Origin of the sequence: Rubrivivax rivuli, from assembly GCF_004016505.1 — a bacterium.
Lineage (GTDB): Bacteria > Pseudomonadota > Gammaproteobacteria > Burkholderiales > Burkholderiaceae_C > Rubrivivax > Rubrivivax rivuli.
In genome coordinates this window covers 585,340-599,694 of record NZ_SACR01000003.1, presented here as the reverse complement: position 1 = coordinate 599,694, position 14,355 = coordinate 585,340, and the positions used below count along the sequence as shown (strand labels likewise).

The window sequence follows — 14,355 nt, the reverse complement described above, 5'->3', positions numbered from 1 at the left end:
TTCAGAGATCCAGGTTCTGCAGGTAGCTGCGGAACCCTGGCCCCAGCACCGGGTGCGCCAGCGCCAGTTCGACGTTGGCTTCCAGGAAACCTTCCTTGCTGCCGCAGTCGTAGCGCTTGCCTTCGTAGCGGTAGGCGAACACCTTTTCGCGCCGCAGCAGGCTGGCAATGCCGTCGGTGAGCTGGATCTCGCCACCCACGCCGCGCGGCTGCGTGGCGATCTCGTGGAAGACCCCGGGCGTGAGGATGTAGCGGCCCGCCACCCCCAGGCGCGAGGGTGCCACTTCAGGCGCGGGCTTCTCGACGATGCGGGTCACGTCCATCACGCGCTCGTTCACCGGCGTGCCCGCCACGATGCCGTAGCGCCTGGTGTGCTCGGCCGGCACTTCCTGCACCGCCAGGATGGAGGCGCGCCACTCCTTGAACTGCTCGACCATCTGCGCCAGCACCGGCGGTGCGCCGACCATGAGGTCGTCGGCCAGCAACACGGCAAAGGGCTGGTTGCCCACCAGGCGCTGGCCGCACAGCACGGCATGGCCCAGGCCCAGGGCCTGCGGCTGACGCACGTAGATGCACTCCATGTCGTCGGGCTTGACGCTGCGCACCACCGACAGCAGTTCTTCCTTGCCGGCCTTCTCCAGCGCCACTTCCAGTTCGTAGGTCATGTCGAAGTGGTCTTCGATGGGCCGCTTGTGGCGGCCGGTGACGAAGATCATCTCGCGCACACCGGCGGCATAGGCCTCTTCCACGGCGTACTGGATCAGGGGCTTGTCGACGACGGGCAGCATCTCCTTGGGCTGCGCCTTGGTGGCCGGCAGGAAACGCGTGCCGAGGCCGGCGACGGGGAAGATGGCCTTGGAGACGACGCTCATTGGGGGGCTTTCTGCAGACGGGCGAGTTGTTCTTCCAGCCTTGCCAGCGCTTGCCGGAAGTCGGCCAGCCGGGCGCGCTCTTGCTCCACCACCGCGGCCGGGGCGCGCGCGACGAAGCTTTCGTTGCCGAGTTTCGCATCGGCCTTGGAGATTTCGCCGCGCAGGCGTGCGACTTCCTTCTCCTGCCGTGCGATCTCTGCCTCGACATCGATCTGCACGTGCAGCGCCAGGCGAAGCTCACCGTTGACGGCCACCGGCGCGGCCTGCGTCGCCGCAGCAAAGGCGGCCTCGTCGGCCAGCGGCTGGATCTCGGCCAGTCGTGCCAGCGCCTTCAGCACGGGCGCGGCGCTCTGCACGAAGGCTTCATCGCCCAGGCACAGCAGCGGCACGCGTTCGCCGGGCTGCAGGCCCATCTCGCTGCGCAGGCGGCGCACCTCGGCGGCCACGGCCTTCAGCCGCGCCACCCAGGCATCGGCCTGCGGGTCGACCTTGGCCAGCTGCGCCTCGGGGTAGCGCGCGGTCACGATGCTCTCGGTCTGCTTCACGCCGGCCACCGGCGCCACCACTTCCCAGAGCTCGGCGGTGATGAACGGCGCCAGCGGGTGCAGCAGGCGCAGCACCGCTTCCAGCGTGCGGATCAGCGTGCGGCGCGTGGCTCGCTGTTCGCCCTCGGAACCCTGGGCGATCTGCACCTTGGCGATTTCCAGGTACCAGTCGCAGTACTCGTCCCAGACGAAGGCATAGATGGCGTTGGCCACGTTGTCCAGCCGGTAGTCGGCAAAGCCCTGGGCCACAGCGGCTTCCACGCGCTGCAGTTCGCCGGCGATCCAGCGGTCGGCCTGGCTGAAGCGCATGTAGCCGTGGAAGGGGCCGCCGGGTTGGCACTCGGCCTTGGTGTGCTCCTTCAGCCCGCAGTCCTGGCCTTCTGTGTTCATCAACACGAACTTCGTCGCGTTCCAGAGCTTGTTGCAGAAGTTGCGGTAGCCCTCGCAGCGCTTGCTGTCGAAGTTGATGTTGCGGCCCAGGCTGGCGTAGCTGGCCATGGTGAAACGCAGCGCGTCGGCACCGAAGGCCGGGATGCCTTGCGGGAATTCCTTCTCCGTCTGCTTGCGCACGCGCGGTGCGGTCTCGGGCTTGCGCAGGCCGGTGCTGCGCTTGTCCAGCAGCGGGGCGAGCTCGATGCCGTCGATCAGGTCCACCGGGTCGAGCACGTTGCCCTCGCTCTTGCTCATCTTCTGGCCTTGCGCGTCACGCACCAGACCGTGGATGTAGACGTCGCGGAAGGGCACTTTGCCGGTGAAATGTGTCGTCATCATGATCATCCGGGCGACCCAGAAGAAGATGATGTCGAAGCCCGTCACGAGCACGGTGCTGGGCAAGAAGAGATCGAGCTCCTTGGTTTTCTCGGGCCAGCCGAGTGAAGAGAAGGGCACCAGCGCGCTGCTGTACCAGGTGTCGAGCACGTCTTCGTCGCGCCTCAGTTCACCCGCGTAGCCGGCGGCCGCGGCACGCTGGCGCGCTTCTTCTTCGCTGCGCGCGACGAAGAGTTCGCCGCCCGTGCCGTACCAGGCCGGGATCTGGTGGCCCCACCAGAGCTGGCGGCTGATGCACCAGTCCTGGATGTTGTCCATCCAGTGGTTGTAGGTGTTGACCCATTGCTCGGGCACGAAGCGCACCTCGCCGCTGCTCACCGCGCGGCGGGCCTTCTCGGCGATGCTGGTGCCGTCCTTCGCGGGCTTGTTCACGGCCACGAACCACTGGTCGGTGAGCATGGGCTCCACCACCTGGCCGGTGCGCGCGCAGCGCGGCACCTGCAGCTTGTGCTTCTTGGTCTCCACCAGCAGGCCCTGAGCCTCCAGGTCGGCCACGATCTTCTTGCGCGCCACGAAGCGGTCGAGCCCGCGGTAGGCCTCGGGCGCGTTGGCGTTGAGCCGGGCCTCCAGGTCCAGCACGCTGATCATCGGCAGGCCGTGGCGCTGGCCCACCGCGTAGTCGTTGGCGTCGTGCGCCGGCGTCACCTTCACCACGCCGGTGCCGAACTCGCGGTCGACATAGGCATCGGCGATCACCGGGATCACGCGCTCGGTCAGCGGCAGCTTGACTTGCTTGCCGATGAGTGCGGTGTAGCGCTCGTCTTCCGGGTGCACCATCACCGCGGTGTCGCCCAGCAACGTTTCGGGGCGCGTGGTGGCCACCACCAGCTGGCCCGAACCATCGGCCAGGGGGTAGGCGATGTGCCACAGGAAGCCGTCTTCCTCCTCGCTTTCCACCTCCAGGTCGGAGACGGCCGATTTCAGCTGCGGGTCCCAGCTCACCAGGCGCTGGCCGCGGTAGATCAGGCCCTCGTCGAAGAGGCGCACGAAGGTCTCGGTCACCACGGTGGACAGCTTCTCGTCCATCGTGAAGTACTCGCGGCCCCAGTCCACGCTGTCGCCCAGGCGGCGCATCTGGTTCGTGATGGTGGCGCCCGAGGTGGCTTTCCAGTCCCACACCTGCGCCACGAAGTTCTTGCGGCCCAGGTCGTGGCGACTGAGGCCGTTTTCCTGCAGCTGGCGTTCCACGACGATCTGCGTGGCGATGCCGGCGTGGTCGGTGCCCGGCACCCACAGCGTGTTGTGGCCGCGCATGCGGTGGTAGCGCGTCAACGCATCCATGATGGTCTGGTTGAACGCGTGGCCCATGTGCAGCGTGCCCGTCACGTTGGGCGGCGGCAGCTGGATGCAGAACGAAGGCTTGGCCGGGTCGAGTGTCGGGGCGTGCGCCGGGCTGCTGGCCCACACCGGGCCCCAGCGGCCCTCGATGGGGGCGGGCTCGAAGGACTTGGCGAGTTCGGTCATGATGGCGTGAGACAAAGCGATACAGGCCGGGGCGCCTGGCACGTGAAAGTCTGTCAACGTGAAGGCACCGCGAAGGGTTGTCGATTCTAGGTGGCGACCCTGAGCGCCGCGCCCACGGGCCCTCCGGCCCGCCCAGGAGCTTTTCGATGATCTGTCGCCCTTTGTTCATCCATCTGCTGCGTCCGGCGGCAACGGCCTGTGCCGCCCTGGCCCTGGTCGCCTGCGGTGGCGGTGGCGATGACAACCCCACCGCCCCGGCCGCCAGCTGCTCGGTGCCCGACCAGCAGGCCTGGCTGGGCAACTACATGAACGACTGGTACTTCTGGTACCGCCTCTCGCCACGGCCCGCGGCCAGCGGCTTCAACAGCGTGGAGGCCTACTTCGACGCGCTGCTCTACACCGGCACCAGCGCCAGCTTTCCGGCCGACCGCTGGAGCGGCAGCCAGAGCACCGAGAGCTTCAACCGCTTCTACGGCGATGGCGCCACGCTCGGCTACGGCGTGGCCGTCAACGGCATCGAGGTCGACGGCGTCAGCACGCGGGCGCTCTATGTGCGTTACGTCGAGCCCGGTTCACCCGCCGCCGTGCAAGGCGTGCAGCGCGGCGACCAGATCCTCAGCCTGAACGGCCGCAGCGCCGCCAGCGTGGTGGCGGCCGACGACTACAGCGTGCTGAGCCCAGCCCAGGCCGGCGACACGCTCAGCCTCGTGCTGCGCCGTGCCGGCAACGACCGCAGCGTGGCCCTGAACGCGGCGGTCTACAACCTCAACCCGGTGCAGGGCGTGACGGTGCAGACCAGCCCGCGCGGCCGCCGCGTGGGCTACCTGCAGGTCAAGGACATGATCGGCCAGGCACTCACGCCGCTGGACGCGGCTTTCTCGCAGTTCAGGGCCGCGGGGGTGCAAGACCTGGTGCTGGACCTGCGCTACAACGGCGGCGGCCTCGTCAGCACGGGCGGCACCTTGGCCAGCTACATCGCAGGCGCGAGGGGCGCAGGGCTGACCTACGCTTCGCTGCTCTACAACGACAAGCGCGCGGCCGCCAACAACCAGAGCTATGGCTTCAGCCAGCCCGCCGCGGCCCTCGGCCTGCCGCGCGTCTACGTGCTGACGGGCCCGCGCACCTGCTCGGCCAGCGAGCAGGTGGTCAACGGCTTGCGGGGTGCCGGGGTGGAGGTGATCACCGTCGGTGACACCACCTGCGGCAAGCCGGTGGGCTTCCTGCCCAGCAGCAGCTGCGGGCGCACCTACAGCGTCGTCAACTTCGAGAGCGTGAACCAGCGCAACGAAGGCCGCTACTTCGACGGCTTCCAGGCCAGCTGCCCGGTGGCCGAAGACTTCAGCGCCCCCCAGGGCAGCGCCGCCGACCCGCTGATGAGCACCGCGCTGCGCCACGCCGACATCGGCGCGTGCTTCACCACGGCCGAAGGCGAGCGCGCCGTGCCGCTGGCCGCGCGGCGCCCCGCGGCCCGCGCGCGCCTGGCGGTGGAGCCGGGCGAGAACCGCGGGATGATCCCGCGCTGACGCGGGCTACATGAACAGGTGCTCGCCGGCGTTCTCGCCGCCGAGCACCACGTAGTTCACCTTCTTCAAGTCTTGCAGCACGCGCCCCCCGGCGTAGCTGATGCTGCTCTGCAGGTCTTCGCGCATTTCGCGCAGCGTGTCGGCGAGATGGCCCTTGATGGGCTCGAGGATGCGCTTGCCCTCGACGTGCTTGTATTCGCCCTTGTTGAAATCAGAGGCCGAGCCGTAGTACTCCTTGTAGCGCTTGCCGTCGACCTCCACGGTGGCCCCCGGGCTCTCTTCATGGCCCGCGAAGAGCGAGCCCACCATCACCATGCTGGCGCCGAAGCGGATGCTCTTGGCGATGTCGCCATGGTGGCGGATGCCGCCGTCGGCAATGATGGGCTTGGTGGCCACGCGGGCGCACCACTTCAACGCGCTGAGCTGCCAACCGCCGGTGCCGAAGCCGGTCTTGAGCTTGGTGATGCACACCTTGCCCGGCCCCACGCCCACCTTGGTGGCGTCGGCGCCCCAGTTCTCCAGGTCGATCACGGCCTCGGGCGTGGCCACGTTGCCGGCGATGACGAAGGCCTCGGGCAGCCGCTGCTTGATGTGCGCGATGGTCTTCTTCACGCTCTCGGCATGGCCGTGCGCGATGTCGATGGTGATGTAGTCGGCGCCCACGCCCTCGGCCGCCAGGCGGTCGATCACGTCGAAGTCGGCCGGTTTCACGCCCGAGCTCAGGCTCACGAACAGGCCCAGTTCGCGCATGCGGCGCGCGTAGGCCACGTTGTCGAGGTCGAAGCGGTGCATCACGTAGAAGTGGCCGCTCTTGGCCAGCATCTGGCTGATCGGCTCGTCGACCACCGTCTTCATGTTGCTGGGCACCACCGGCAGCGTGAAGCGACGGGGGCCGAACTGGATGCTGGTGTCGCATTCGCTGCGGCTTTCCACCCGGCACAGGCGCGGCAGCAGCAGGATGTTGTCGTAGTCGAAGATTTCCATGACGGGACTCTTGGGGTGGGGTGCGGGCTGGACCCGGCGCTCGCGCACCGGACTGCGCATCTTAGGAGCGCCGCCCTCAGAGCCGGCTGTCGAACTGCACCCAACGGGCGGCGAACTGCAGCAGCAGCTGGTTGCTGCGCAGGCCGAGCTTCTCGCGCAGCTTCGCCTTGTGCGCCTCCACCGTCTTCACGCTGCGCTCCAGTTCGAAGGCCACTTCGGCCGCAGACAGCCCCTTGCCGATGAACTCGAGGATCTCGCGCTCGCGCGGGGTCAGGCGTGCCACCAGCGCCTCGGGGCGCGGTGCGCAAGCGCGACCAGCGGCGCCGAACCGGCCCGCCAGCGCGCTCTGGATGCGTGCGCCCATGTAGATGCCACCCTGCGCGACGCGCGCGATCGCCTCGACCAGCTGCTCGGTGGCGTCGTCCTTGGCCACGAAGGCGTGGACGCCGCGCTCGAAGGCGCGCTCCCAGTACATCGGGTCGCTGTGCATGCTGAGCACCACCACGCGCAGGGCGGGCCAGCGCTCCTGCAGCTCGCCGATCGCGTCCATGCCGCTGGCCCCGCCCAGCGACAGGTCGACGACAGCGACATCGAAGGTCCGTTCGTTCATCAGCGCCAAGGCCTCGTCCAGGCTGGCTGCCGCGCGGCAGGCCTTGATCCACGGCACTTGCGCGGCCAGTTGCAGCAGGCCGTGGCGCACGATGGCGTGGTCGTCCAGCACCAGCAGGGCGATGGGGTCGTGCGGTTCGGACATCAGGTTTCCTGCATCGAAGGGGCCGGGCCATCGGGTCCCTGCCTTCGGCCGGTCAGCCCCGCCGCAGCATCGCCTGGCGCAGGCACGCGGTGCCCGGCCCCCTGGCTGGGCCCGGGCTCGCGGTCGATGCACTGCGCTGCTGCCGGTGGCAGATCCACCGTGACGGCCAGACCACCCGGCTCGAGAGCGTCGAAGGCGACCGTGGCCCCCAGGTAGGCGGCCCGGCTGCGGATGCCGGCAAGCCCCAGTCCGCGGCCCGCCTGGAGCACGTCCGCAGGAACGCGCACGCCGTCGCTGACCACGCGCATGCGCTGCAAGCCGCCGGACCCGGCTTCCAGGAGGTCGATGGACACCTGGCGCGCGGCGCCGTGCCGCACGGCGTTGGTGATCAACTCCTGCACGATGCGGTACAGGTGGTTGGCGCGCTCGGTGCCCCCGGGGTCGAAGCCCGGGTCGGCCTGCACGCTGCAGGCGATGTCGAACACCTCGCCTGTGCGTCGGCCCAGTTCGCCCAGAGCGGCGGCCAGCGCGCCGGGGTCGGCGCTGTTGACGGGGACCAGCCCGCGCGCCAGCTGGCGTGCCTTTTCGATCGTCTCGTTGGCCAGCGTCGTGAGCCAACGCGCATCGTCGGCCTCGCCGCGGTGGGCGGCGCGCAACTTGCGTTCAAGCACGTTGGCCAGGAAAGCGATGCCGGTGAGCTGCTGCCCGAGTTCGTCGTGAAGGGCTTGGCCCAGGCGCCATTGCTCGGCTTCGGCCAGTTGCAGCAGTTCACGGGCGCGCGCGGCGTCCTCGTCCATGTTCAAGCCGTCGCGCCCCAACTGCAGGATCACCAGGATCACGCGCTCGTCGGTACCGAAGATCGGGTCGCGCAAGGCTGACACACGCGCCAGCACCACGCGCCGCCGGCCCCCCGCGGCCGGCAGGCTGACGTGGCACCACTGCGTCGCGCCGGTGCGCTGCACGCGCTTGACGACCTGGTGCCAGGCGCCCAGGGCCGGTTCCTCGATGACGCGGTCCCATTGCCATGGCATCGCGCCACCCTGGTCGGCGTCGAGCCCGAAGCAGCTGGCGAACGCGCCGTTGAAGCGCGTGCGGGTGCCGTCGGCGCTGGCCAGCCAGGTGGGCTCGGGCAGCAGTTCCAGCCACTGCACGGCGCCCTTGCGCAAGCGGGTGGCCTGCGCGCGCGCCGCCTCGCCCAGCACGCGCTGGTGTCGTTGCTGCAGGCCGATCAAGGCGAGCAGGCCACACAGGGCCAGCAGGAACAGGCCCCGAAGCAACCACTCCTCGCGGTAATGCCGCATGAACTGGTCGGTGTTCATGGCCACCACGGTCTGCAGGCCCCAATCGCCGCGTTCGCGGCCGCGCACCAGGTAGCGCTGGCCCGCGTCTGCTTCCATCTGCAGGCCCAGCTCGCTGCCGGAGACGTCGCGCCGCTTCGCGGCCGTGGCCATGCGCGCCAGATCGGCAGCGGACAGGTCTGGTGCCGTGGCGTGCGCGACCAGGCCCTGGGCGTGGTCGCGCAGCATCAGCGCCACGCCGGGCTCGGCGCCGTGCCGCTTGGCCAGTTCGTCCAGGCGCGCGTAGGGGATCTGTGCCACCACCAGGCCGACGACGGCCCCATCCACCCGGCGCAAGCGGGCGCCGATGTTCAAGGTTCTGGCCGGCGTGTGGGAGAGGCTGTACACCGGCGGCCCGTCGGGGCCGGCTGTCTGCGCAGCGGCCCAAAGTGCCGCCCGTTCCTGTGGCTGCAAGGTCACCGGGCTGATGCCGGCGCTGGCAAGGACCTGCCCTTCGCTGTCCATCACCAGCCAGGTGGCATGCACCGCCCCCGAGCGGCCCAGGCGATCCAGCCAGTTGTCGAACTCCTCGGTGCGGCGCGCCAGTTCCTCGCCCTGCGCGAGCTGTGCGGCCACCGAGACCGCGCGCAGGCCGGCGATGGTCGGCGCAAGGAAACCGTCCACGGCGGCGTCCCACACCACCAAATGATTGGCCACGGCTTCGACCGTGTGGCCCTTCCATTCGCCGTACTCGTGCAGGATCTCGGCGACCTCGCTGCCCACGAGGGCGAGCACGCAGGCGGTGGCGCCCAGCCGACGCCAGCGAACCGGGCGCCACCGCCGGGGCGCGGAACGCGGCTGCACCGTTGTCATGGTCGGACCCGCCCGTCGCACCGCTTCGTGAGGGGGGGCGAGCTGACGGGCCAGTGGCCCGCTGGCGAGGTGTGGCTGGGGCCGCGGTCGTTCATGGGATGGTTCTTGGGTGGCGGCTCGGCGCCGGTCATGAACGCTTTGCGCGAGGCATGGGACGGGCGGGGCCCCCACAGTTCTCGAGGGCGTCTGGCATTGCGCACCGAGGCCGGCTGCGCGATCGACGTACATGTCTGTTACACATGGTTGCATGTTTGACCTCGGGGAACGCGGACCGCTCCGATTTCCTAGAGCCGGCGCGCCATTCACCCAAGCGCCCGGGGGGCCGGGTTCGTAGCCTGCGCATCGAGTGCCAGGCCCCGCTTGGCCCGCCCCCGCAACCACCGAGGACCTCGCCATGACACCTTGTCTCTCTCCCCTGGCCCGCGACGCCGGCACACCGTCACGCATCCGGCAATGGCTGCTGGGCGCACTGGGCCTGTTGGCGTCCGGCGCGGCCCTGGCCCTGTGTTCGCCGAGCGCCAGCAACCGACCGGTGTGCCCGGCCGCTGCCGTGGCCGAGACGGCCAGCTTCATCGATCCGACGGCATCGATCGCCAGTGCACAGCGCGTCACGCTCGACAAGCAGGTCTACATCGGACCGTTTGCCACCATCTCGGCATCCGGCACCGTGTCGATCGGCAAGAAGACCAACCTGCAGGACAGCGTCGGCGTGACGGGCAGCGGCGCGGTGACGCTCGGTGACGAGGTGATCCTGGCGCATGGCGCGCAGGTCAGGGCGCCGGCCAAGGTGGGCCGCAAGGCGGTCGTGGGCGAGCACAACGCCGCCTTCGTCGGCTTCAACAGCCTGATCGACCGCGCCACCGTCGAGCACGACGCGATGGTGCTGCACCTGGCGCGCGTGGCCCCCGGCATCGTGGTCAAGCATGGCAAGGTCGTGCTTTCAGGCAAGAACATCACGACGCAGGCCGAGGCCGACAACGTGGCCCTGGGCAAGGTGGTGCCGATCACGGAGGCACTGCGCGAGTTCATGGAAGGCGTGCTGCATGTCAACGAGACCTTTGCCCGCGAGTACACGCAGCTCTTCCGCGACAACGCCAGCAACGTGCGCGGCATCAACTACGACCCGGGCCGCTCCGACTTCAACCCCCTGCGAGACCTGCCGACCTTGGCCGGTGTGGCCACACGCGACCCGAGCCATCGCAACCGCATCATCGGCGACGTGAGCCTGGCCGACGCGCGCGACGTGCTGAACGCCGACGACGACGAGGTGGTCGTCGGCAGCTTCATCTCGCTGCGCGCCGACGAGGGCGAGCCCTTCCACGTCGGGCACATCGCGCGCATGCTCGACCGCACCACCTTCCATGCCCTGGAGCACACCGGCCTGCACCTGCACGACCACGTGAGCTACGGTTTCCGCAGCCTGGTGCATGGCGGCCAGTCGGCAGCCACGCAGAACAACCCGCACTTCAATACCGTGGTCGGCGATGGCACACGCATCGGCGACCACGCGGTGGTGTTCCGCTCGGTCCTGGGCGCCGGCGTGAGCATCGGCTGCGGCAGCCTGGTCGACGGTTCCACCCTGCCCGCCGGCACCGTGGTGCCGGCCCGCACGATCGTGGTGAATTTCGGGCATGCCAACGCCAGCACTTACGCGGTGGAGTGGAACCCCGGCTGCAGCACGGTCGCCCGGTGATGAAGGCCCTGCAAGCAGCGGCAGCGGTCGGGCTGCTTTGCACCTCGGCGCTCGCGGCTTCGGATCTGGAGGCGGCTCCGGCCGTCGCCCAGCTGCCGGGCCTGCGCGCCGAACTGCAGGATGTGACCCAGGCCTACGCCGCACGGTCGGGCGTGCCGCACCTGCGCTGGCAGAGCTTCTGGGTGCTGCAGTGGGCACCGGCGGCGGGGGCGAAGCACTACGAGATCCGCTACAAGACGGCTGAGGGCACCAGCCGCAAGGTCAAGGCCGTGGTCGAGCCCGGCCTGCGCCTGGAGGTGGCCCGCGGCGACAACCCGAAGGCCGCGGGGATGGTCGCCCGCACGACGCAACTGGAGACGATAGGCAGCCTGCTGTCGGTGCAGGTCGTCGCCCGCCTTCAGGACGGCAGGACGGCTGTCGTGACGCCATGGCTGCAGGTCGGCGCCCCGGTCGGCCCGGCCGGCAAGGGAACGCCTTGAGCAGCCAGCGTCGGCCTGCGGCCTCCGGCGCGGCGGTCGCGGCGCTGTGCCTGGCTGCCGGCGTGGCGTGGCATGCCGCCCCGGACGCGCTGCAGGCCCCGGCGGCCGAGAGCCCACGGGCCTCGCCGGATGAGGCCTGGGTGACCCCGGCAGTGCCGCCTCTGCACGACCCGACGAGGGCCTTGCGCGCGGACCTGCCGTCACCGGCCCTGCGCATGGGCGCGTCGGCGCGAGCTGCGGCCTCGTCCCCCACGACACCATCGGCGCTGGGAACGCTGGTGTCCCATGGCAGTGGCGTCTGGGTGCAGAGCGCCCCTGCGTCCGGCTTGGGGCGCGAACTCGATCTGACCGAGGGCGACCGCATCGTGCGCATCAACGGCCGTGCCGTGACGCAGGCCGCCGAGGTGGCGAGCCTGCTCGCGCAGCGGCCCGCCCGGGGCGTGATGCACATCGAGGGCTTGCGCAACGGCCAGCCGATCAGCCTGTACCACGCAGGCCAAGAGGTGGGCTCGCCGGCGGAATGAGCGGTGCGCGCCGGGTGCTGCTTGAACCGCCATGGAGCGGGGGGCGCTGCGCCTTGCCGATCGGTTCAGACCGGAAGCAGGGGGCCTGGCGCGTATCGGGTGCCGACAGGGCCGCCTCCTAGAATCTGCGCATGATCGATGCTCCAGGTTCTGCCCCTTCCCGCCTGCTGCAGGGCTTGAACCCCGAGCAGCTCGCCGCGGTGACCTTGCCAGCCGTGCCGGCCCTGGTGCTGGCCGGTGCCGGCTCGGGCAAGACCCGCGTGCTCACCACGCGCATCGCCTGGTTGCTGAACACCGGCCAGGCCAGCCCGGGCGGCGTGCTGGCCGTCACCTTCACGAACAAGGCCGCGAAGGAAATGCTGACGCGGCTGGGCGCCATGCTGCCGGTGGCCGTGCGCGGCATGTGGATAGGCACCTTCCACGGCCTGTGCAACCGCTTCCTGCGCGCGCACTGGAAGCTGGCCGGCCTGGCTCAGGGTTTCCAGATCCTCGACAGCAGCGACCAGCTGAGTGCCGTCAAGCGCGTGATCAAGGCGATGAACCTCGACGAAGAACGCTTCGTGCCCAAGCAGGTGAGCTGGTTCATCGCCGGCTGCAAGGAAGAAGGCGAGCGCCCGCGCGACGTGGACGTGCGCGACGAGCAGTCGCGCAAGCTGGTGGAGATCTACCAGGCCTACCAGGACCAGTGCGAACGCGAAGGCGTGGTCGATTTCGGCGAGCTGATGTTGCGCAGCTACGAACTGCTGCGCGACAACGAGCCCCTGCGCGAGCACTACCGCCGCCGCTTCTCGCATGTGCTGGTGGACGAGTTCCAGGACACCAACAAGCTGCAGTACGCCTGGCTGAAGATGCTCGCGCCGCCGGGGCTGATGGGGCAAAGCGTGTTGGCCGTGGGCGACGACGACCAGAGCATCTACGCCTTCCGCGGCGCACGCGTGGGCAACATGGCCGACTTCGAGCGCGAGTACCGCGTGCCAAGGGTCATCAAGCTGGAGCAGAACTACCGCAGCTTCGGCCACATCCTCGACGCCGCCAACGGCCTCATCAGCCACAACGCGCAGCGCCTGGGCAAGAACCTGCGCACCGAGGCGGGCGTGGGCGAGCCGGTGCGTGTGGTCGAGAACACCAGCGACTACGCCGAGGCGCAGTGGCTGCTGGAAGAAGCGCAACAACTGCACCGCAGCGGCACGCCGCGCAGCGAGATCGCGCTGCTGTACCGCAGCAATGCGCAGAGCCGCGTGCTGGAAAGTGCGCTCTTCAATGCCGGCGTGCCTTACCGCGTGTACGGCGGTCTGCGCTTCTTCGAGCGCGCCGAGGTCAAGCACGCGCTGGCCTACCTGCGTCTGCTGGAGAACGCCAACGACGACACCAGTTTCCTGCGCGTGGTGAACTTCCCCACGCGCGGCATCGGCGCGCGCAGCATCGAGCAGTTGCAAGACGCCGCCCGTGCCAGCGGCCGAAGCCTGGCGCAGAGCGTGGGCGCGGTGCCGGGCAAGGCCGGCGAGAAGCTGCGCGGCTTCGTCGATCTCATCGACGGCATGCGCACCGCCACGCAGGGCCTGACGCTGCGCGAGATCATCGAGCACATGCTGGCGCAGACCGGCCTCGTCGACTTCTACCGCACCGACAAGGAAGGCCAGGACCGCATCGAGAACCTGGAAGAACTGGTCAACGCCGCGGAGAGCTTCGTCACGCAGGAAGGCTTCGGCAAGGACGCTGTGGCGCTGCCGGTGGACGAGCAGGGCGGTGGTGATGTCGCCAGCACGGCCACCGCCCCGGCGCTGATCACGGGCGACCCGGCCGCGCCTGACGCCGAAACCGGCGAGATCATGTCGCCGCTGGCGGCCTTCCTCACGCACGCCAGCCTGGAGGCCGGCGACAACCAGGCGCAGGCGGGTCAAGACGCCATCCAGCTGATGACGGTGCACAGCGCCAAGGGCCTGGAGTTCGACGCGGTGTTCATCACCGGCATCGAGGAAGGCCTGTTCCCGCACGAGCAGAGCCTGAGCGATGCCGACGGCGTGGAAGAAGAGCGGCGGCTGATGTACGTGGCCATCACGCGGGCGCGCAAGCGCCTGTACCTGAGCTTCAGCCAGACACGCATGCTGCACGGGCAGACGCGCTACAACGTCAAGAGCCGCTTCTTCGACGAGATTCCCGAGCACACGCTGAAGTGGCTGACGCCGCGCCAGCAGGGTTTCGGCTCGGGCTACGCGCGTGAGTACCAGCAGGCCTGGCAGCGTGGCAGCGGCTTGAGCGGCATCGTGGGCGCCGGGCGGGTGGAACCTGCGGCGCCCCCGCCGCCGCCCTTCGTGGCCGCGGCGGCGGGGCAGGCCGCAGGCCTGCGCGTGGGGCAGACCGTGTTCCACACCAAGTTCGGCGAAGGCATCGTCACCACGCTGGAAGGCCGCGGCGCCGATGCGCGCGCGCAGGTGCAGTTCGGGCGGCACGGCAGCAAGTGGCTCTCGCTGGCCATCGCCAAGCTCACGCCGGTCGACTGAATCACCCACGCGGCCCGCCTTGGCGGGCCTGCTGCGTCA

At 69.6% G+C, this 14,355-nt stretch carries 10 protein-coding genes; 5 read left to right on the top strand and 5 right to left on the bottom strand.

Annotated elements, in window-relative coordinates; genetic code table 11:
- Position 1: 1 nt before the first annotated feature.
- Both galU and EOE66_RS11190 read right to left on the bottom strand, forming a co-directional pair.
- On the bottom strand, positions 2-871 hold the full coding sequence (gene galU, locus EOE66_RS11195) for a UTP--glucose-1-phosphate uridylyltransferase GalU (RefSeq protein ID WP_128228756.1): 870 nt from the start codon (positions 869-871) through the stop codon (positions 2-4).
- Positions 868-3,708, bottom strand: coding sequence for a valine--tRNA ligase (locus tag EOE66_RS11190; RefSeq protein WP_128228755.1), 2,841 nt, complete (start codon positions 3,706-3,708; stop codon positions 868-870). Before EOE66_RS11190 ends, galU begins: the two co-directional genes overlap by 4 nt.
- 146 nt (positions 3,709-3,854) lie before the next feature.
- Between EOE66_RS11190 and EOE66_RS11185 the strand changes: the two genes are divergently transcribed.
- On the top strand, positions 3,855-5,231 hold the full coding sequence (locus EOE66_RS11185; protein ID WP_128228754.1) for a S41 family peptidase: 1,377 nt from the start codon (positions 3,855-3,857) through the stop codon (positions 5,229-5,231).
- Between the two features lie 6 nt (positions 5,232-5,237).
- Here the strand turns inward: EOE66_RS11185 and EOE66_RS11180 are convergent, their stop codons facing one another.
- From EOE66_RS11180 to EOE66_RS11170, 3 genes are all read right to left on the bottom strand, one after another.
- Entirely contained in the window at positions 5,238-6,215 is a 978-nt protein-coding gene (locus EOE66_RS11180) for a GMP reductase (protein ID WP_128228753.1), read from the bottom strand.
- A gap of 76 nt (positions 6,216-6,291) precedes the next feature.
- Complete coding sequence (locus EOE66_RS11175; protein WP_128228752.1) at positions 6,292-6,969, bottom strand: response regulator transcription factor; 678 nt, start codon at positions 6,967-6,969, stop codon at positions 6,292-6,294.
- Positions 6,969-9,041, bottom strand: coding sequence for a sensor histidine kinase (locus EOE66_RS11170; RefSeq protein WP_128228751.1), 2,073 nt, complete (start codon positions 9,039-9,041; stop codon positions 6,969-6,971). Before EOE66_RS11170 ends, EOE66_RS11175 begins: the two co-directional genes overlap by 1 nt.
- 472 nt (positions 9,042-9,513) lie before the next feature.
- Here EOE66_RS11170 and EOE66_RS11165 point away from each other — a divergent pair, with 472 nt between their 5' ends.
- The 4 genes from EOE66_RS11165 (at position 9,514) to EOE66_RS11150 (ending at position 14,316) form a co-directional block, all read left to right on the top strand.
- Entirely contained in the window at positions 9,514-10,812 is a 1,299-nt protein-coding gene (locus EOE66_RS11165; RefSeq protein ID WP_128228750.1) for an LbetaH domain-containing protein, read from the top strand.
- Positions 10,812-11,291, top strand: a complete 480-nt coding sequence (locus tag EOE66_RS11160) for a hypothetical protein (protein ID WP_128228749.1) — start codon at positions 10,812-10,814, stop codon at positions 11,289-11,291. Before EOE66_RS11165 ends, EOE66_RS11160 begins: the two co-directional genes overlap by 1 nt.
- Positions 11,288-11,815 carry a PDZ domain-containing protein gene (locus EOE66_RS11155; RefSeq protein WP_128228748.1) on the top strand — a complete coding sequence of 176 codons (528 nt, stop codon included), beginning with the start codon at positions 11,288-11,290 and terminating at the stop codon, positions 11,813-11,815. Before EOE66_RS11160 ends, EOE66_RS11155 begins: the two co-directional genes overlap by 4 nt.
- 131 nt (positions 11,816-11,946) lie before the next feature.
- A complete protein-coding gene (locus EOE66_RS11150; protein WP_128228747.1) occupies positions 11,947-14,316 on the top strand; it encodes a UvrD-helicase domain-containing protein in 2,370 nt (789 codons plus the stop codon).
- Positions 14,317-14,355 lie beyond the last annotated feature (39 nt).